Source organism: Clostridium facile (assembly GCF_014297275.1).
GTDB lineage: Bacteria > Bacillota > Clostridia > Oscillospirales > Ruminococcaceae > Massilioclostridium > Massilioclostridium facile.
This window is the reverse complement of record NZ_JACOQK010000001.1, coordinates 676,814-695,749: the sequence shown is the minus strand read 5'-3', so window position 1 is coordinate 695,749 and position 18,936 is coordinate 676,814. Positions and strand designations below refer to the sequence as shown.

Sequence of the window (18,936 nt, the reverse complement as noted above, 5' to 3'; positions counted from 1 at the left end):
ACCACCTATCAACGCAAAAATAAATTTTCGTATTGGTCCACGATAAAATCCCAGGTATACCCCTGATGGATCCGTTGTTTCGCCTTTTTTCCCAATTGGTGGATTTGTTCCGGTGTAAAATGATCTACCTGGTCAATCAGATGGGAAAGGCTGCCTTGTTGTTTCGTCCAATAAACCGCCCCATCCTCCGCCACCTCACGGTTGAACCCCACATCCAGCAAAAGGTTTAAATCGGTCGTTGCCAGCGCTTCCAACAAGCTGGGGTTGGTCCCTCCTACTTCGTGGCCATGAAAATAACCGTAGGCGTTTTCCCGGATTTTTTTCAACAATTCATAATCATAGACAGTGCCAACAAAATGGATTCTACTATCCTTTTGAAAATTGGTTTTCTCCTGCAACTGCTGTAAAAAATGTCTACTCACATTGGTGATGAGAGCAAAATCTTTTTTGGTATTTGACCTCATAAACTCCTGAAGCATGGTAAGGTAGTTGTTTTCCGGTACAAAACGCCCCACTACTAGATAATATTCGTTTGGACGCAATCCCCTTTTTGACATCCAGTCCAAATATTTTGGGTCGTCATCCCGCAACCTGGATGGATGGGTATCCGCTCCATAGGCAATATAGGTGGTTTTGGGATGGTACTGTTTATATTCTTCCAAAATATACTGCTCTATATTCTTGCTGTCGCAGATGAGTAAATCCGCATACTTTACCATAAACCTCTCGGAAAATTTCCAGTAACGGCGTACCGGAACACTCCATTTTTCCCGCTTCCATTCATGTCCGTCTGGATTGACGTAAAGAGTTCCACCAAGCTGTTGAATCCGACGTTTATAAGGGGCGATAAATGGGCCAATCCGGCAGGCGAGGACGTAAAAAATGGGATTTTGAATCCAGGGGCGGTTTTTACAATACTGGATGCAGTATTCCAGCCCTGCCAAATCATAATAAACCGCTTTTGCCGGCCCCATAGGAGGAACCTTGATGTTAATGCAATTGACCCCATTATATTCAAACCTGCCTTTTTGGTCGGACATCCGCACTACGTGGTAGCGGATCTGGCTAGATTTCTGATGTTGAGTCAGTTTTTCCACAAAGGTTTCAAACCCTCCATAGTTGGCTGGAATCCCTTTGGAACCCACAATAAAAACCTGTTTTTGGCTGCGCTCCTGTTGTTCTGCCGTTTTTGCTCTACCCTCTGTTGCCATAACATCACCTTTCTTTTTCCCTGTTAAAATGGGTATGTAAAACTGCTAGTAAGTCAATGCCATGGTAGAACCGTTTGCCTAATCCGTAAAACAGGATTATGGAAGAAACACTCCAGTATTACACAGTACAACAGGAACCATTCCATAAAATCCAACTAGTCATGACCATCAGCTAAGCTGGTAGCTTGGGTAAGCCCTAAAAGGGCATAGTACCGACAAACATCGAAAGACGTACTGAAATATCTGTCTTTTGCATCACTTGCCCTGCCGCCTGTAAACGGGCAGTTTTCTTCCAACCATAGTTTTTTCGTTACGATAAGATTGCTGGTAGCAGTTCGCTTTGCTCGATGCTTAAAGCGAAAGCTTTTGGGCGAGAGCCTTCACCGGCATAGTCGGTGGTTTCCATAACAAAAAAATTCCAGGTAAACCAAATTTTGGTTTGCCTGGACAATGGTATATGGAAAACAACCGTAGCGAACCAATAGCATATGATGGGGGACATTTCTGATCCCCGTCCCTCTTGATTGGGCTGTGAAATCTTCCGCCTCTCACAACGGTTTATCACAAACTCCACCCTGGTAAAACAGCCCTATCAAAATGAGTTAAGGCTGTTTCCAAAGCAACAGAAGGGCAACTGTTTTACTACCAGTATGCGCTAATTGTACAATTTTATACCGGACAGCTTTATTTTCCCTGTCCGGTAAACACAACCCCTACGGTTTGGAAGATGATCCGCAAATCTACTTTTAAGTTGGAATCCTGTATGTATTGAATATCCAGTTCCATCCACTCCTCAAAACCGATGGAATCCCGCTGTTTTTTTGCTTGCCAGTAACAGGTCAAACCCGGGGTAACCGTCAGCCGCTGGGCATGGTAATCGTTGTACTGGGCAACCTCCCTTGGCAGCGCTGGACGTGGGCCAACCAAGCTCATATCCCCTTTGAATACGTTCCAGAGCTGTGGCAGTTCATCTAAACTGGTTTTACGGAGAAATTTACCCACCCTTGTAATGCGTGGGTCGTGTTCCATTTTAAATACTGGGCCATCTTTTTCGTTTTGGCTTTGCAGCTGCTCCAATAGCTGTTCCGCATTTACCACCATGGTACGGAATTTATAAAAGCGGAAGTGTTTTCCGTTCCGTCCAACCCTTGTTTGGTAAAAGAATGGGCTGCCTGCTGGGTCATCCAGATAAACGACCAGGGCAATTATCAAGAAAACTGGCAGAAGCACCAGTAAAACAGAGCCGCTTGCCATCACATCCAAACAGCGTTTTGCCATAAAATAGCTTTTTTTCTTTGGAACTTGGGTTACAACGGATTTTTGTTGTAATCTTGTGATTGTAGCATCCATCATGTTACATTCTCCTTTTTATGTAGCCTTGGATGAGCCTGAGGCTACATCCAGATTCCGAATCTTTTCTTTGGGGTGTACGGTGGGTCAATCCTGAAAAATTTCCCCTGGAAAACCCTGTCCGCGTTTTGTTCCAAACGGTTCTGATATTTTTTCAGTTCCGCCATGCCTTCCGCCAAATTAGGAGGGCGGCGGTCCAGGGAATGGACGTCTGAACTGATGATGTGGACCATCCCCCATTGGATTAATTTCCGTAAAAATTTGTTGGTTTTTCCTTTTTTGAGCAAAGAACCTGCATTAACCTGGATCAATACGCCTTGGTGAATCCATTTTTCCAGCAATTCTGGGTTGTCCATCAAAAAGTGGTAGCGTTCCACATGCGCTAGGATGGGGATAAACCCTTCCCCGAGAATATCAAACAGGACATCCTCAATCAGGCTGATATCCGGCCGCATGGAAAATTCCATCAGCAGGTAGTTTGTACCCTCAATGCAAAATTGTTTTAAATCCAGCTGGGTCAATCCAGTGGAAAAAAAGAGTTCCGCCGCTAGCTTTCCCTGAAACCGCAGCCCCTGACGCTCCGCTTCCTGCATCAGCCTTTGGTGGGATTGTTCCCTCGCTTTTAAGAAATCATCTGGCAGCTGGCGTTCAAAATAAAAATGTGGGGTAAAGGCAATCTGGTTTACACCGGTGGCAATTTCCGCTTTTAACAATTGGATGGATTGCTCGATGTTTTTTGCGCCATCGTCAATCCCGGGCAGGATGTGGGTGTGTAAATCGGTCATACTCTGCCTCCTTCCTGCTGGTTCCCGTAGCCGTAGCCATAACCGTAACTATAACCATAGGAATTGGATTTTTTGGAATCATAGGCGTTTAACACCGAGCCGATGATTGGGATACCCGCATTGCGCAGGTTGGAAACAGAACGTTTCACGGTTGCTACTGGAGTTACTTTGTGCCGCACCACCAGAATCGCGCCATCCGCGAATTTCCCCAGGGCAGCAGCGTCGGTGACCAAGGAAACCGGCGGAGCATCAAAGATAATGTAATCAAACAGGGGTTCCAGCAGGTGGATCAGTTCCTCCATCTGGGGGCTTGCCAGCAATTCGGAGGGATTTGGCGGATATTTTCCCGCTGGAAGTACGGTAAACCCTAATTCTTTTGACTGGAAAGCGGCTTCCGAAAGATCGGATTTTCCACTTAAAACACCGGATAGCCCCTTGGCAAACGCTTTGGTTTGGGCGCCCTGTTCGGTTTGCAGGTAGCTTTTTAAAACCGATTGGCGTAAATCGCAATCCACAAAGATGACCTTTTTTCCTGCTTCCGCCAAAGTGGCAGCCAGGTTCATCGAAACATTGGTTTTCCCTTCCCCTGCGATGGAGGAAGTGATAATCAATTTTTTGCAGTGGTTAGTGGAGGACAAAAATTCTAGATTGGTCCGCAAAGTTTTAAAGGCTTCGGTGTAGGCAAACGAGGTGTTCACCCCCAAAGTTCCCAATTTTACTCTTTTAATTTTTCTATTTGCCATGTCGCCTTCCTCCTTCCAATGGGATCACACCAATTACAATCGAATCTGTAATTTCCGCTAGCTGCTCTTCAGTATTCACCGTATTATCCATGGATTCACGGATAAATATGATAATAGCCGCAACCGCTAAACCAGAAAAAACAGATAATAGCAAATTCCATTTTAAATTGGGGGTTACTGGCTTAGAGCTGGTGCGCGCCTGGCTGATAATTTTACAGGAACCCGCCACCCGATCCTCAATTAGCTGAGGGGCAATCTGTGATATTTTTTCTACAATTTTGCGTGCGTATTCCCCATTTGGATGCACCATGGAAACCTGCATCAGTTGAGTATTGTTCACCGGGGAAACATCAATCTGGGCAGCAAGCGCTTCGTAGGGCATGTCCAAACTCAGTTGGGAAATCACAGGGTTTAACACAGTATCGCTTTTGATAATTACCGCATAGGTATCCACCAGATGGGTAGCAGCGTTATAATCGCTGGTAGTTAAAGTGCCGGTTGCCTGCTGGCTGTTATTGACAATCATAGTTGTGCTGGCCTGATATTTTGGTGTGATGAAAAAAGCGGTAATCAAATATCCCGCAAGACCTCCAACCAGTGCTAAGCTGATCATAAGGAGGGCATAACGTTTTAAAATTTGGAAAAATTTATTTAATAATACACCTATTTCCATTTGTTTTTGTCCTTGGCCTTTTTCGTTTGATAATAATAGGCCTTGCATAGCAGCATACTGCTGAATGGAATTGTTTCGCAATTGCATCTGCGTTTTTTAACCCCTTTCTCATAACAGTGGTTGGATATATAAAAGGAATAGCCTTGTTCCAATATTGATTCCAGCTAGGTGTTGATTTGTTATTTTTACAATATTAATTTATTTATATATAATTATACTTTGTAATAATATAAATAAAAGTCATTTATTTACGTTTTTGATATCTATATCTTACATGATAAAATCCCTATCTGTCAATAGGGTTTTAAGGAAATTTGTTTTCCTAATTTGGTAAATAATGCTAAACAAATTTTAAAATTAGAAATTTTTTCTATTTGATAAAATAAATAGAAAAATCTTATAATCCCCTACTACAACAAAATGAAACTAACCATAGTATTACATCATTGGAGATGATTATGCAGATAGTGAGATAAAGGGAAATCATCTGCAAAATATCTGATCAAACCCTTGGTAAAATCAACTTCAAAATGAAATTTTTTCCATTTTTGTTGTTTGTATCTCCATCCACGCTAATGCAAAAAAGAGAGGGAGACTAGTGTGTTCCCTCTGTCAACTAGGGCCAATTGGATATATGTCATAAAATACCACTTCACAGCCAACAGGTGCCAGCGTATAATAGAGTTGCAGAATGAAAAACACCTGATACCAACAAAATATTCTGTTTCCCCCAAAACAGGAATCTATCCCCTCTTTTATGGTTCCATTCTGCAATGCCTATCATGAGACCCACGATTTTAGAACTTTTTTTGGTTCATTTTTACTGAGACTCCTTTATTTTTTGCGTTGTGATACAAACTCACATAAACAAAATTACATCTATAAAAAACGACTTGATCCGTGCTATGATGTTTTGTTTCCCTTCAAAAACCATGTTCTCATAAGCAGTTTTTCTATCCAGTTACCTATTGGGCGTGATAGGCAATTTTGAAAGGCAAAAGTAACGTAACTATTGCCAGTCATGACCACTCCTAAGAGTGTGGCACGAACAAGGCCTAGAAGGCCTTAAAACAAGCCAGCGTCTAAATGGCGCTGGCTTTCACTTTGTTCAAGCTACAAGTGGTATGATTACCTGCTACCCTGAAAAGGGTCACTATACTCTTTCCGACTCAAACTATCTTCGATTTGATCTTGTTTCTCCTGTTCTCGGATATACTTTTGCACAGTCGATGTATTGATGTCAACCGTACTCACATAATATCCAGTTGCCCAGAAATTTCTATTTCCAAATTTGTATTTCAAGTTTGCATGTCTATTATCGAAAATCATCAAACTGCTTTTTCCTTGAGATATCCCATAATTTGCGATACATTCATTTTCGGTGGGATACTTACCAAGATGTGTATATAATCTGGCATTATATTCCCTTCTATGATTTCTACACCTTTCCATTTACACAAATCTTGAATGATTTCTCGTATATCTTTTCTTAACTGATGATAGATTACTTTTCTTCGATATTTCGGAGTAAACACGATGCTAAAGCACCGGCACAGCTGGTGCTTTTCTGTAGACAACAAAACCGGATTTGGCTACCAACCAAATCCGGTTTTTTCGAGTGGGTATGAAAGAAAACAGGAGGAGCCCCACTCTTTGAGCGGTACGAACCTGTCCCAAAACAGTTCCCTGCATTTTTTTAATGTGGTTATAAAAGGCGATAGGAAGAGCTTCACTCTTTAAACGGTACGAGCCTGTCCCAAAACAGCTCCCTGCATTTTTTTAATGTGGTTATAAAAGGCGATAGGAGGAGCCCCACTCTTTGAGCGGTACGAGTCTGTCCCAAAGCAGCTTCCTGCATTTATACCCTTACGGGTGTGTATTGTAACCAGGGATTTGCTTATATATTGTTATTTCCTTGATTTGTTACCGTACCCTGGCGGGTGTGTATTGTAACGTAATGCATGATTGGATTAACAATTATCATTTAGAGTTGCCGTACCCTGGCGGGTGTTTTTTTAATGTGGTTATGAAAGGCGATAGGAGCAGCCTCACTCTTTGGACAGTGCGAACCTATCTCGAAACGGCTCCCTACATTTGTACCATCACAGATGTTTATGGTAACGCTATTCTGTGCCGATTCAGGCGGATATTGAAAAAGCCCTTTATCAATCCAGCAATTCCAGCTGGTGCGAAACTATCGGGTTTTTATGGGCGCTTCTGGTTCGCACAGAAAACCGGACCATCTATACCCAGTATACGCCAAATGAGGGCGGATTGAAAACCGTATCCGATTACATTCCCCCATGGTTTATCATCTAGGCAAAGGATACTCATTCAAATACAGGTGTTCCGCTTTCAACCGTAGACAATAAAAATATTGCAGCCAATGGGGCTGTTTTTGTATTTGCTGTGAGAGTTTTAGAAGGCTGCGTTTTCCTACCCTCCTATCCAAAATAGCAAACATCCTAACAATTGGATTGCTATGGTAAAGGGATTCTTGAATAGACAACGAACGATATATCTTTAAGGCTTCGCAAAATTCCTCGTCCGTAAATTCTTCCCGTTCCTCCACAGGCAAACGGATAAATTTGTGAAACTCTATCCATGCGTCCCGTGGAGTGTAATCATGGCATTGTTTCTGTTTTTCCCGATAGTGCTGGAACGCTGTGGTTTGCCAGGAAAACCGTTTCCGCGCCCTGCCATCCACTCTAATTTCAATCAATTCAAATCCATCCGTTTTGCGGAAAGAATTGCAGAAATACTGTACCCTCCCTTTTAAGGAATCCGCCAGCATCTCCTGTTCCAGATAGTTCCGCATGCCGCTCCAGGAACCCAATATTCTTTTCATTTGATTCTCCCTCCTTTATCAACCAGTCAAGGTGTTTTTCCGGTAGCTGGTTGGGGTTTCGTGAAATGTTTCTTTAAATAATCGGTAAAAATGCACCCTATTCTGATATCCTACTTTTTCGATAATCTGAGAAATGGGCAGGTCGGTGTGTTTTAAATAGTAGGCGGCTTTATTCAGCCGGCATTCCAACAGCAGTTGGGAAAAACTCTTGCCGGATTTCCGCAGCAGCTTGGAGAGATAGCCTGGAGAATACTGAAAATACTCCGCCAACTGGTTCAGGGTAACATCGGCAAAATGTTCGTTGATATAGGTAACTATCTGATACATCACACGGTTGTTGTCGCTTTCGTACACGGCAAGCTTGTTTTCCTGTTGATAGCTCCTTGACAATCGGGCAAATAAAGCAATCAGGCTGGAAAGCACCATACTGCTGGCGTTTAGTTCCCTGCTGAAAAATTCCCGTATCATTAGTTCAATGGATTCTTTTACCTCTAGGTTGTCGCTGTTCTGAAAATAGAGGTAACGTTCGATTTTGGTGTTGTGGTAAAGGTAATCCGAAAAGAAATAGGAAAACATTTGGTTATCTTCCAGGATGTTCGTCAGATATTCCTGGAATAATTGTTTGGAAATCATGATATTAAACACCAAATCATCTGTACTTCTACGGAATACAGAATGCAATACATTCGGGTTGAGCAAAAGAATATCTCCCTGGTGCAAGGTGAACTGGTTGTTGGGCATGCAGTTTTCAAAACTACCCCGATAGACATACACCATCTCAAAATAATCGTGGTTATGGAACAGCTTTGGGCAGTGGGTTTCCGGTGGGATACAGTGCATGATAATATCAATTCCCTTTTTATTAAAAAGAGGTTTTGTTTCGATCTTATCATCCATTTTTCCCATGGTTATTTGATGCCCAAGTTGTTTTTTTTGCTTACTTCCCTGATTTTTCAGCTTTTCAAAATCCATAAGTACCTGTTCCACACATTGGTCCATTGTCAACACGATGTTCCCCTCCTAAAACAACCTGATTGGTATACAAATACAACTTATCTGATAGATTGTTGTGTTTATTAAATTGTACTATAATTTAATTGAAAAGTAAAGCTGAATTGTATTAAATAGAGTAACTATTCTTTTTAATAGCGGATAAAATTGGATTAAAATCCATATAATCCCTTATTTTAACAAAATCAACCAACTCAATCCGTATACTTTTCAGGAAACACTCGCCATAGGATGGCAAATTACATTGGAAAGGAGGAACAAGCTATTATAAATAAAAATAGAAACCATCCATCATAAAGTAAAATAGAAACGAGGAAAAAACATGAAAAAACGCATTTTATCTTCGATACTCGCCCTGGGCATGTTGGCCAGTATCGCAACCGGCACAGTGGCCAATGCTACTAACGCAAATTCGCCGGAAGCAAAAAGTTTCCAGCAAACGTTAACCGAAAAATATGTGGACCCTGACCGGACCTATAGCACCGATATCCGCTGGTGGATTGGCGAGGCTGCCAACACCGACGAAGTACTGTTGGATGAAATCCAGGCAATTTATGACGCGGGGTTCCGCAATGTGGAACTTTGTATGCAAGGAGACATGGGCGCAGATGATGATACCTATGCTTATGGCTCAGAAATGTGGTCCCACAAATGGAAACTGATGATGAACAAGCTGCTGGATTTGGGTATGGGTGTTTCCCTGACTTCTGGCACCAACTGGTCTACTTCCAACGTTCCAGGGCTTGACCCGGACAGCCAGGCAGCAATGCAGAATGTTTGCCTGGGCAGCACAACAGTAGAAGCTTCCGGTAAATTAACCGCACTGCCTGTTCCAGAAACACGCAGGGATGTGGCAACCTTTATAGGTGCGTACGCCTACCGCGAAACCGCTGATAAAATAGTGGATTATGATTCTATGATTGATTTGAGCGGTATGGTAACACAAGGGGCAAATGTTTGGGAACAAAACTTAGATTGGACCGCCCCAGATGATGGCAACTACCGCATTTTTGCTATCTGGAGCCAGGGTACTGCACAATCTGCCAGCCCATCTATGGAAACCTCTTACACCACCAACTATTTTGATGAACGTGGTGTACAGGCGCTAAAAGAATTCTGGCAAGAACATTACCTTAACGACCCAGAACTGAACGAGAAAATCAAAAACGGTACGGTAAACCTGTTTATGGATTCTTTGGAAATCAACGCAAGCACTGGATTTACCTGGTGGTCAGAGGATATGGCAGATGAATTTATAGCAAGAAAAGGCTATGATATCCGCCCATATCTCTTCCTGCTGGATGGAGTACAGGCAAATGTACGTAACCCATATGAAGAATTTATTGGTACTTATGACCTTGCAGACAATACTGATCTACGCGAAAAAATTTCCAATGACTTTTTGGAAGTAATGACTGACCTGTACCGGGAACGGATGCTGACCCCATTAAAAGAATGGCTCAACTCCTATGGTATTGAAACCCGCGCCCAGATTTCCTATGGTAGAACATTTGAAATCTCTGAGCCAATTATGGATGTGGATTATCCGGAAACAGAAAACCTGAACGATTACAATCAGGTGGATATGTTCCGCTTATGGACAGGTGGTTCCAAACTGGAGAATAAAATTTTATCCTCCGAAACCAGTGCTACCAAACTGGCGTATAACTATTCCGCCCAGATGCATCTACACGACGCTTATTCTGCTTTTTCGGCAGGTATCCAAAGAATCGTATGGCATGTTTGGGCTTCCGACTATGGCTACGGCAACTACGCATGGCCAGGGTTCGCACCAGGTGTATTTGGTTTAGACTGGTTCCATTACTTTGGCAGACGTAATCCAGGTTACCAGGATTATGATGAACTCAACGCCCATTTGGGACGTGTACAACAACTGATGCAAACCGGTAAATCCCGTACCGACATTGGCTTTATCCACAATAGTTGGACACAAGGCGTAAGGTTTGGCGGAGGCACCGGCAACGATATGACTGGTATGAACTGGCAGCTTGCTCACCAGGGTGTCTACTACCGCTCCACCGAATTGCAGGACAACGGCTATACTTATGACTACTTTAGCCCAGAATTCCTGTACGACGATGACGTTTACTTTAATGAAGAAACCCAGACCATCGAAAGCGCTGGCTATAAAGCAATTGTCCTCTATCAGGATTGGCTGGATGTAAAAGGCGCGGAACGGATTTTGGATTGGGCGAAAAAAGGCCTGAAAGTCGTTATTGTGGACGGTGCTGCAGAAAAAACCCCATTTAACGATGGCAGCGATGAACAATTGGCAGCAATCATGGCAGAACTGAAAACACTGCCAACCGTACGGACCGCTGAAATCTATGACGCTCCAGAAGGATTTGACTATGCCAACGCCAAAGTAGACGGTGGTTATGATGATGGCGTTTACGAAGCATTGCAAGAACTAGGCGTAACCCCATATGCTGGCTTTGCGGAACCAAACCATCAGTTATTGACCCAGACCCGTCAAGACGAGGACGGCAACCAATACTTATATGCTTACAACTACTGTTCCAATGACTACCATCAGAACAGCCATGTAGAAAGCGTACAGAACGAAGACCATGGCACTAACATTAAAACTGAAATCAGAATGGATGGCATGTTCATTCCATATTCTATCGACCCATGGACAGGTGATGTAACCGAGCTGGGCGAATACCGCTACGAAAACGGCCAGACTGTCATTTCAATTGACCTGGATTATGACAATATCGCATTATTCGCCTTTGAAGCAGTGGATCAGGAAAAAACCCATATTGTTTCCACTAACGCGGATTCCGCCTATATTCAGGATGGAACCATGAATATCCGCGCTACCCAAAGTGGGACCTACAACACCACTTTGAGCAATGGCGCAACCTATCAATCTAATGTGGAAGTTCCAGAAGCATACGACATCACCGACTGGGATTTGACCGTAGAATCCTGGACAGCTAGTGACGAAATTTTGGAAACCTCCGAAACGATTGGTGATTTGACCACTGTAAACCGCAAGACAGCAACTAAGAAAACCGATATCAACGTAAAACTGGATAAAATGACAACCTGGACAAATATTCCAGAAGTTGGCCAAGGGGTTTCCGGTTTAGGCCACTACGAAGCAACCTTTAACTGGGATGCTAGCAAAGCGGATGGCGCTTACCTGGACTTCGGAGACAATCTGGAAGAAAGCATGGAAGTATGGATTAACGGACAGAAAGTTGGCGGAACCGAAAGCTCCAAAAAACCAGGCTACACCGGTGGTGTTAGCTGGACAAAACCAGTAGCAGATATTTCCGATTACTTGGTAGACGGTGAAAACAGCATTGTCATTGAATACAGCTCTACTTTGGCGAACGTTCAATTTGAACGTGGCGCAGTAAAAGTGGAACACAATGCCGCTAGTTGGTGGGGCTACAATATCGACTATGTGGATTATGGTCCAGAACAGGCAGTGATTGTTCCATATAGCGAAGTTTCTTTGGAAGAAAGCCAGGCAAATAAAGGCATTTTGAACTCTGTGATTGCATACGCAGAAGCTGCCAAAGAAAGTGGCGAATATGACAATGCCATTGAAAGCGTACAGAAATCCTTTGATGCTGCTTTGGAAAATGCAAAAACAGTAGCAGGCAATGCGGCAGCAACCCAGGAAGAAGTAGACGCAGCATGGAAAACCTTGCTGAATGAAATCCATAAATTAGGATTTGTAGCAGGAGATAAAACAGAACTGGCTTCCCTGATAGAAGCAGCAAATGAAATCAATGCAGAACTTGACCGTTATGTGGAAGCAGGCAAAGCGGAATTCACCGCAGCATTAGAAATAGCAGTAGCGGTATATGAAGATGGCGATGCCATGCAAGCAGAAATCAACCAAGTAGCGGATAATTTATTAAATGCAATGCTGAATCTACGGTTCAAAGCAGATAAGTCTATCTTGAAAGATGTTCTTGCGGAAGCAGGCAAAGTAGATGCAAACGCATACACAGCAGAGAGTTACGCAGCATTGCAAGCAGCAGTAGCAAAAGCAAAGGATGTATACAACAATGAAAACGCAAACCAGGAAGAAGTAGATGCAGCAGTAACAAGTGTACAAACAGCAATAGATAACCTGGTAGCAGTAGATGGAACCCCTGCTGAAACTCCAACCGAAGATATTGCCCAGACAGGACAGGAATCCACCACACCAAAAGCAAACGCAGCGAAAACAGGCGACTTTGCACCAATTGCTGGAATGGCAGCAATAGCAATTGCAGGAGTTGCACTGGTTCTCTCCCGTAAGAAAAAATAACTCATAACGTTTTCTTCTTCTCTTTTCTCTCAATAAAATATACAAAACGGCTTTGGGCTTGAGCTCAAGGTCGTTTTTATTTTTTCATCCGGAAAAACAGTTCATGCCATCGCACTGTTCAACATAAACTGAGTATCTTCCCTCCCCTGGTTCCGTTTTTTGACTAAAGAATCACTGTAAATCCACTAATCTTAAATTTCATGTGGGAAATGGACGAAATACTTGCCATATTTTAGTTTATTTTCCAGATTTTTTAAATATTTTGCAGAAAATCACTTGCGTGCAGGCTATTTTTCGTTTATAATAAAATCACAAAAATTATTATTTTTATAGATTGAAATTATTTTATTCTTCCAAATGATTTGGCGTGAATGACAAGCGAGCAAAAATTCTCAGCGGATTCGCACTGGCTAGAAATACCGGGTTTGCACCCCGCTGGGATGTAAATCTGTTTTAAAAAGAAGGTGATATCACCAGGGTTCGCATTTTTCTGCCCTGGAACCCCCGAAAATATTGGGCGCATTTCCCCCGCCGTTACAATACACACCCGCCAGGGTACGGCAACTGGTAGTCATTTTTAAATCCTCCTAAAAAAATTTAAGTTACAATACACACCCGCCAGGGTACGGCAACAATCTTCCCACAGTTTAGCTGATTGTTCGATACCATCGTTACAATACACACCCGTGAGGGTACAGGTGCAGGGAACTGTTTTGGGATGGGATTGCACTGCCTAAAGATGGGGTTCCTGCTAGCGCCTTTTATAACCACTCTGAAAAGATACACCCGCCAGGGTACGGCAACTTCTATAGACTCTATATGTCTCCTGAAAGTGTCAAAAGTTACAATACACACCCACCAGGGTGCAGACGCAGGGAGCTGTTTTGGGATGGGATTGCACTGCCTAAAGATGGGGCTCCTGCTAGCGCCTTTTATAACCACTCGAAAAAGACACACCCGCCAGGGTACGGCAACATTTCTGACACCATGTACACATATGAGTGTACACGTTACAATACACACCCGTCGGGGTATAAATGTAGGAAGCTGTTTTGAGATAGGATTGCACTACCTAACGATGGGGCTCCTGCTAGCGCCTTTTATGACCACTCGAAAAAGACACACCCGTAAGGGTACGGCAACTTGGATATCTTTGCTGCCTTGAGCTTATGCTTATGTTACACCAGGGTATAGGCGTAGGGAGCTGTTTTGGGACAGGCTCACACCGCCTAAAGATGTGGCTCCTCCTAGTGCCTTTCATAACCACTCTGAAAAAAGGCTCCTGCTAGCGTCTTGTATCACCACTCTGAAAAATCTGAAAAAATCAAAAAAGTATGAGGTGAGAGCTATGAGAAAAAAGAACAACGATCATTCAAAACACTGTCCAATTTCATCCTGTACAAAAGGGGCGATAATCATCCTTATGGCTCTTGTTTTGGTAATTTCGCCGATTGTCGCAATTGTAATATCATCTACTGCAAACAGCAAGGTGAAAGAACTGGAACACCAGATATCCCAAATTACCACCCAGCAACAGGCGGGCATGGACTCCCCTACGGAACAGACCGTTGCTTTTTTGGAATCCGAACTGCAACGCCACAGGGAATTTATCCAGGACCAGGAAGCCCATTTGATCTGGCTGGTTTCCGCAGTTGGCGCGCTGGCGATTTTTCTTCTTTCCATTACTGGGCTTTCCAATCGCCGCGATATTAAAAATACGATTGAGGAAAATTATTTGGATCAAATTGATGAACAATTGTATGTGATGATAGACGGAGAAGAAAATAAACAGTATCTAAAAAATGCGGTAGAACAAGAAAAGATGGCAAGACAAAAGAAAATTTTATTTTTCTATTGGAATGAAATACCGGATAATGAGAATAGTAGAAAAGTTCTCAATTATGTAGAAAACGAACTAAAACTATTGAAATTTCACGTAGACAGCAAAATAATTTTTCCAAGCTACCGCATGCAAGATTTCCAGTTAATTATCCAAGATTATGATGTGATTGTTTATGAAATAGACAAAGAAGAGGATTTTGCAATACAAGAAGGGGAGGAAATTCCAGCTAAATATTTTGTAGATAAAAATAACAATCACAACAACAAACAAGTACCTCCAAAAGAAGAATGGATTTATCCTAAGAATTTTAAAACCTATAAGTATTTTTGTGAGGCATGCGAAAAATCAGAAAAATATGGCATTTTATATTACCCAAAGAATAATTTAAAAGGGTTTTATACATTACCCAGATTTTATACTGCTATGGCGAATATGAGATTGACCTTAAAACAATTACTTTTTTCTATTTTGTATCATTAACAGATTGGTTCGGAGGTGGAAAAATGGAAGCAACAAAAATGGCGGTGTGCCAGATATTCCGGATTCTGAAGGAGGTATATGGGGAATCGGAACAGGAATTTACCCAACTGTGGGACAAATGGAAGGAGGCTTACAAACGATCGGCGGAAAGCACCCAATGGGATAACGAAGTGGACCGGCTTGTTTTGGGAAAGAAGAAAGAGAAAGTCGGGACCCTCCAGCCATTGTCCTGCATTTTTGATGTCTTAAAAGGGGATGCGATGGCGAACGGTAAAATCTATTCCGCCATGACGGAAAACAGCTTCCAATATCCCACCAATCAGGAGGGGCAACCGCACAACTACACCGATAGAAAAACAGAATTTTTAGAAAAGGTAAAGGGGATACCCTGCACCAACGATGGTGTGCTGGCGCTTTATGAACTCTGCCGGAGGCAGTTCTACTATTATCCTTCCGGCTATCCCTACCTTTCGGTGTTTGAGCGCATCCACCTCAGCTGTTGTTTCGCCTGCTGTATGGAACAACCCCTTGTTCCGGAACAGCCTTTTTTGCTGGTTTCCTGTGGGTTTTCCGGTATCCAGGATTTTATCTATACGGTTTCAGGAAAAGATTCCTTGAAAATACTCCGGAGCCGATCGTTTTACGTTGATGTTCTGGTGGAACATTTGATGGATGAATTGCTGGAACAGTTTTCCCTTTTTAGAGCCAATCTGCTCTACAACGGTGGGGGAAATGGATATTTGTTGCTCCCCAACTCTCCTGACGCAGAGGAAAAGATTTCGAATCTGTTCAGCGATGTGAACAACTGGCTGCTGGAACAGCTGGGAGGTTCCCTCTATGCCAATTATAGCTGCGTCCCCTGCTCTGCCGAACAACTGGTGGACAAGGAAAAATGGCAGAATGTTTTTAAGGAGTTATCGGAACAATCCATTCAGAAAAAATATCAGCGTTACACTGGCGAGCAGTTGGAAAAACTCAACCAACAACAGAATAAAGACAATCGGCGGGAATGCAGGATTTGCCACACTAGCAGTACATTAAACCAGGACGGAGTTTGTGAGAACTGCCAGGAGTTCCAGGAAATTTCCAGCGAGTTAATGAGTTCGGATAACTTGATTGTAATCACCAATCGCCAAGAAGATCCGTGTCAATCAACAGATCATGAAAAAAATAAGTTCCTGCGCCTGCCGGCAGCCGATGGGAACACGAAGTTTTTATATATGCTTTCCGACAGACACAGCCTTTTCACCCGGCAGGGAAAAAACGTTCGGGTTTACCATCCCAATCCGAAAAAGCCAGTTGATGTAGGACAAATCCCCATTTATCTGGGAAACTATTTTTATCAGGAGAAAGAAAAAGATCCAATGCCCACCTTTGAGAAGCTAGCGGGATTATCTCAGGGGATTTCCCGGATTGGAGTATTGCGCGCCGACGTGGACTCGTTGGGCAAGACTTTTGAGAAAATTGGAGATGACGTCGCACAGGATGGCAGCTGCCGCCTGCGATGGACCAACGAACTTTCCCGGCAACTGACCCTCTTTTTCAAACATCATGTCAACTGTATTTTACGTGGTGAATTTGGCGAGCTTACCAAAGAAAATGGGGAGCCGTATCTGCCATTTTCGCTATCCAAAACACCGGAAAACGGCAACCGAAAACTTGTGGTGGTTTATTCCGGTGGGGACGATATGTTTCTGGCGGGCGCATGGGACCAGATCATCGAAGCCGCAGTGGATTTATACCAATGTTTAAAAAGATATACCGATGGCACCCTCACTTTTTCCGCCGGGATTGGGATTTTCCCGTTTAAATACCCGCTACAGGCTATGGCGTCCGAAACTGGTATGCTGGAAAGTGCCGCCAAAAAACTGGAACACAAAAACGGGGTTGCCCTATTTGGAATGGATACCAGGCAGGCTGGCAATCCAGAGGACGAAACTGCGACAAAATTCCAGCTTTACTGCCAAGCAACCTACCACTGGGAGGAATTTATAAATATCGTTGTTATGGAAAAATTGCGGGCAATCCAGAATTATTTTTCCAAAATGGAACCATCGGAACAAGGGAGCGGGAATAGCTTTTTATTCAACCTATATGAACATATCAGCCGTTTGGAGCAAAATCTAGACGAGCCAATTCGGATTGCAAGGGCAGCCTATCTGCTGGCAAGGATGTCCCCTCAAAAATCCGGAAAAAATGATGCCGCCAAACAAAAGGCTTACCAGGAATTTTCCGCCAATATGCTGAACTGGATCAAAAATTCAGCCGATCGGAAACAGCTATTAACCGCCATGCGGCTTTTTATCTACCTGAACCGTGAAAAAACCAAGGAGGAATAAATATGGAAAAAACATATAGTGCTAAGCCGAATAAGAAAAATTCACGTAACATCAATGACATCAAAACATATGAAGTTGATTTTTCGAAGCATCAAGATAACCAATTTTATATCAATCATGCAGAAGAAAGGATTATTAAAACCAGTGAACATATCAACGATAATAAAAAGATACACTCAAAAAAACCAGCTAGTGCTTCCTTGGATTTTAAAGAGCTTACTACAACTCAAATGCGCAATATCTATAACAGGTTTATTCCTATCTATCATCAGGTTTTATCCACCCCAAGTAAGGATGACCAGCTTCCAGAAGGAATAAAAGAAAAATTAGGCATGTTCCGATATCAACTGGTGTACCAATGTGGCCGGATTGATGATGTAAATATATTTTGCAAAGTATGCGGTGTTTTAAACGGATTAGATCATATCAACAACAGCAAAAAGAATTTTATGCATTACATGCACTATATGGAAGCGCTGGTGGCTTACCATTATTACTACACCAACAAAAAGGACAAATAAGGAGGGGCTTGCCATGTATGGAAAATTAAAAATCACCGGAACCATCCAGGTAGTTACTGGTTTACATATTGGGGGTTCGAATGAATTCGCCGCTATTGGGGCGGTGAACTCCCCTGTCATCCGTGATCCGCTCACCCATCTCCCCATCATTCCAGGAAGTAGTATCAAGGGGAAATTAAGGTCTCTTCTGGCACGGAACTACGTGGATAAACTTTCTGATTTAGAAAAAAACCATGACAACGATCCATCTGAAGTAATCCGTCTGTTTGGAACATCCGCCAGCAACAATAATGTCAAGGAACAATCAGACAACGCACAAAGCAGCACCGATAAAACCAGCCAGGAATTGACCGTTTCCCGCCTGCAATTTTTTGATTGCTTTTTGAGCAATTGGAAAGATTTAATTAACCTGCCTGGTACGGATGATGTGACCGAAGTGAAAACTGAAAACACCATCACAAGGCTCACTGGAGCTGCAAACCCCCGCTCGATTGAACGGGTAATACCGCAAGCGGAATTTGCGTTTCAATGTGTTTACGATATTTACGGGGACACCGAAGAGGAAATCCGAACAGATTTTGAGGTCCTGGCGAAGGGGCTGGGTTTATTGCAGCTGGATTACCTGGGCGGAAACGGAACCCGTGGCTATGGGAGAATCCGTTTTATCGGGTTAAACGTGGAGAATCCAATTTCATCACAGAATTTTTCGGATGGCAATTTTGTATTGGAATTAAGTAATATTTTAAAAAACGCGGTTGGAGAAAAGAACGGGCAAGATGAGGGGGATAACGATAAAAACAAATCGGAAGCTTCTTCTGTCAAGGATTAGGATGTG

At 42.9% G+C, this 18,936-nt stretch carries 15 protein-coding genes and 1 pseudogene; 6 read left to right on the top strand and 10 right to left on the bottom strand.

The window, feature by feature from the left end:
• Positions 1-8 precede the first annotated feature (8 nt).
• From cps2T to tnpA, 6 genes and pseudogenes are all read right to left on the bottom strand, one after another.
• Positions 9-1,211, bottom strand: coding sequence for a beta 1-4 rhamnosyltransferase Cps2T (gene cps2T, locus H8Z77_RS02875; RefSeq protein WP_186996135.1), 1,203 nt, complete (start codon positions 1,209-1,211; stop codon positions 9-11).
• Positions 1,212-1,895: 684 nt separating this feature from the next.
• Positions 1,896-2,561 (bottom strand): sugar transferase, encoded by a 666-nt coding sequence (locus H8Z77_RS02870; protein WP_083256508.1) that lies wholly within the window; start codon positions 2,559-2,561, stop codon positions 1,896-1,898.
• 44 nt (positions 2,562-2,605) lie between these two features.
• Complete coding sequence (locus H8Z77_RS02865; RefSeq protein ID WP_069988628.1) at positions 2,606-3,346, bottom strand: tyrosine-protein phosphatase; 741 nt, start codon at positions 3,344-3,346, stop codon at positions 2,606-2,608.
• Entirely contained in the window at positions 3,343-4,089 is a 747-nt protein-coding gene (locus H8Z77_RS02860) for a CpsD/CapB family tyrosine-protein kinase (protein WP_186996134.1), read from the bottom strand. Before H8Z77_RS02860 ends, H8Z77_RS02865 begins: the two co-directional genes overlap by 4 nt.
• Positions 4,079-4,849 carry a YveK family protein gene (locus H8Z77_RS02855; RefSeq protein WP_069988627.1) on the bottom strand — a complete coding sequence of 257 codons (771 nt, stop codon included), beginning with the start codon at positions 4,847-4,849 and terminating at the stop codon, positions 4,079-4,081. Before H8Z77_RS02855 ends, H8Z77_RS02860 begins: the two co-directional genes overlap by 11 nt.
• Before the next feature lie 1,041 nt (positions 4,850-5,890).
• A pseudogene (gene tnpA, locus H8Z77_RS02850) lies at positions 5,891-6,342 on the bottom strand (IS200/IS605 family transposase).
• A gap of 550 nt (positions 6,343-6,892) precedes the next feature.
• Between tnpA and H8Z77_RS02845 the strand changes: the two are divergent.
• Positions 6,893-7,081, top strand: coding sequence for a hypothetical protein (locus tag H8Z77_RS02845; RefSeq protein WP_186996133.1), 189 nt, complete (start codon positions 6,893-6,895; stop codon positions 7,079-7,081).
• On the opposite strand, the gene H8Z77_RS02840 is transcribed toward H8Z77_RS02845, so the two are convergent.
• Together H8Z77_RS02840 and H8Z77_RS02835 are read right to left on the bottom strand one after the other, a co-directional pair.
• Positions 7,074-7,610 carry an SF0329 family protein gene (locus H8Z77_RS02840; RefSeq protein WP_186996132.1) on the bottom strand — a complete coding sequence of 179 codons (537 nt, stop codon included), beginning with the start codon at positions 7,608-7,610 and terminating at the stop codon, positions 7,074-7,076. The genes H8Z77_RS02845 and H8Z77_RS02840 overlap by 8 nt on opposite strands.
• Positions 7,611-7,628: 18 nt before the next feature.
• The gene (locus H8Z77_RS02835; protein WP_286165646.1) at positions 7,629-8,609 is read right to left on the bottom strand and encodes an AraC family transcriptional regulator; all 981 of its coding nucleotides are present in this window, start codon (positions 8,607-8,609) and stop codon (positions 7,629-7,631) included.
• A 334-nt stretch (positions 8,610-8,943) separates the two neighbouring features.
• Here H8Z77_RS02835 and H8Z77_RS02830 point away from each other — a divergent pair, with 334 nt between their 5' ends.
• On the top strand, positions 8,944-12,918 hold the full coding sequence (locus H8Z77_RS02830) for a glycosyl hydrolase (protein WP_186996130.1): 3,975 nt from the start codon (positions 8,944-8,946) through the stop codon (positions 12,916-12,918).
• Between the two features lie 340 nt (positions 12,919-13,258).
• Here the strand turns inward: H8Z77_RS02830 and H8Z77_RS02825 are convergent, their stop codons facing one another.
• Both H8Z77_RS02825 and H8Z77_RS02820 read right to left on the bottom strand, forming a co-directional pair.
• Entirely contained in the window at positions 13,259-13,441 is a 183-nt protein-coding gene (locus H8Z77_RS02825) for a hypothetical protein (RefSeq protein ID WP_186996129.1), read from the bottom strand.
• Between the two features lie 845 nt (positions 13,442-14,286).
• Entirely contained in the window at positions 14,287-14,601 is a 315-nt protein-coding gene (locus H8Z77_RS02820) for a hypothetical protein (RefSeq protein WP_186996128.1), read from the bottom strand.
• Positions 14,602-14,653: 52 nt separating this feature from the next.
• On the opposite strand from H8Z77_RS02820, the gene H8Z77_RS02815 reads away from it, so the two are divergent.
• From H8Z77_RS02815 to csm3, 4 genes are read left to right on the top strand one after another with little or no spacing between them, the layout of a single operon-like run.
• Entirely contained in the window at positions 14,654-15,241 is a 588-nt protein-coding gene (locus tag H8Z77_RS02815) for a hypothetical protein (RefSeq protein ID WP_186996127.1), read from the top strand.
• A gap of 23 nt (positions 15,242-15,264) precedes the next feature.
• Entirely contained in the window at positions 15,265-17,580 is a 2,316-nt protein-coding gene (gene cas10, locus H8Z77_RS02810) for a type III-A CRISPR-associated protein Cas10/Csm1 (protein ID WP_186996126.1), read from the top strand.
• A gap of 2 nt (positions 17,581-17,582) precedes the next feature.
• Positions 17,583-18,101 carry a type III-A CRISPR-associated protein Csm2 gene (gene csm2 / locus H8Z77_RS02805; protein WP_186996125.1) on the top strand — a complete coding sequence of 173 codons (519 nt, stop codon included), beginning with the start codon at positions 17,583-17,585 and terminating at the stop codon, positions 18,099-18,101.
• A gap of 13 nt (positions 18,102-18,114) precedes the next feature.
• Positions 18,115-18,930, top strand: coding sequence for a type III-A CRISPR-associated RAMP protein Csm3 (csm3, locus tag H8Z77_RS02800; protein WP_186996124.1), 816 nt, complete (start codon positions 18,115-18,117; stop codon positions 18,928-18,930).
• Positions 18,931-18,936: the final 6 nt, after the last annotated feature.

Excerpts from the sequence above, each read along its gene's own strand:
- H8Z77_RS02855 (WP_069988627.1), bottom strand. The coding sequence starts at position 4,849 with ATGCAATTGCGAAACAATTCCATTCAGCAGTATGCTGCTATGCAAGGC.
- cps2T (WP_186996135.1), bottom strand. The coding sequence starts at position 1,211 with ATGGCAACAGAGGGTAGAGCAAAAACGGCAGAACAACAGGAGCGCAGC.
- H8Z77_RS02825 (WP_186996129.1), bottom strand. The coding sequence starts at position 13,441 with ATGCGCCCAATATTTTCGGGGGTTCCAGGGCAGAAAAATGCGAACCCT.
- csm3 (WP_186996124.1), top strand. The coding sequence starts at position 18,115 with ATGTATGGAAAATTAAAAATCACCGGAACCATCCAGGTAGTTACTGGT.
- H8Z77_RS02835 (WP_286165646.1), bottom strand. The coding sequence starts at position 8,609 with ATGGACCAATGTGTGGAACAGGTACTTATGGATTTTGAAAAGCTGAAA.
- csm2 (WP_186996125.1), top strand. The coding sequence starts at position 17,583 with ATGGAAAAAACATATAGTGCTAAGCCGAATAAGAAAAATTCACGTAAC.
- H8Z77_RS02870 (WP_083256508.1), bottom strand. The coding sequence starts at position 2,561 with ATGGATGCTACAATCACAAGATTACAACAAAAATCCGTTGTAACCCAA.
- H8Z77_RS02830 (WP_186996130.1), top strand. The coding sequence starts at position 8,944 with ATGAAAAAACGCATTTTATCTTCGATACTCGCCCTGGGCATGTTGGCC.
- H8Z77_RS02840 (WP_186996132.1), bottom strand. The coding sequence starts at position 7,610 with ATGAAAAGAATATTGGGTTCCTGGAGCGGCATGCGGAACTATCTGGAA.
- cas10 (WP_186996126.1), top strand. The coding sequence starts at position 15,265 with ATGGAAGCAACAAAAATGGCGGTGTGCCAGATATTCCGGATTCTGAAG.
- H8Z77_RS02820 (WP_186996128.1), bottom strand. The coding sequence starts at position 14,601 with ATGGAAAGAAGAAAAATCGCCAGCGCGCCAACTGCGGAAACCAGCCAG.
- H8Z77_RS02865 (WP_069988628.1), bottom strand. The coding sequence starts at position 3,346 with ATGACCGATTTACACACCCACATCCTGCCCGGGATTGACGATGGCGCA.
- H8Z77_RS02860 (WP_186996134.1), bottom strand. The coding sequence starts at position 4,089 with ATGGCAAATAGAAAAATTAAAAGAGTAAAATTGGGAACTTTGGGGGTG.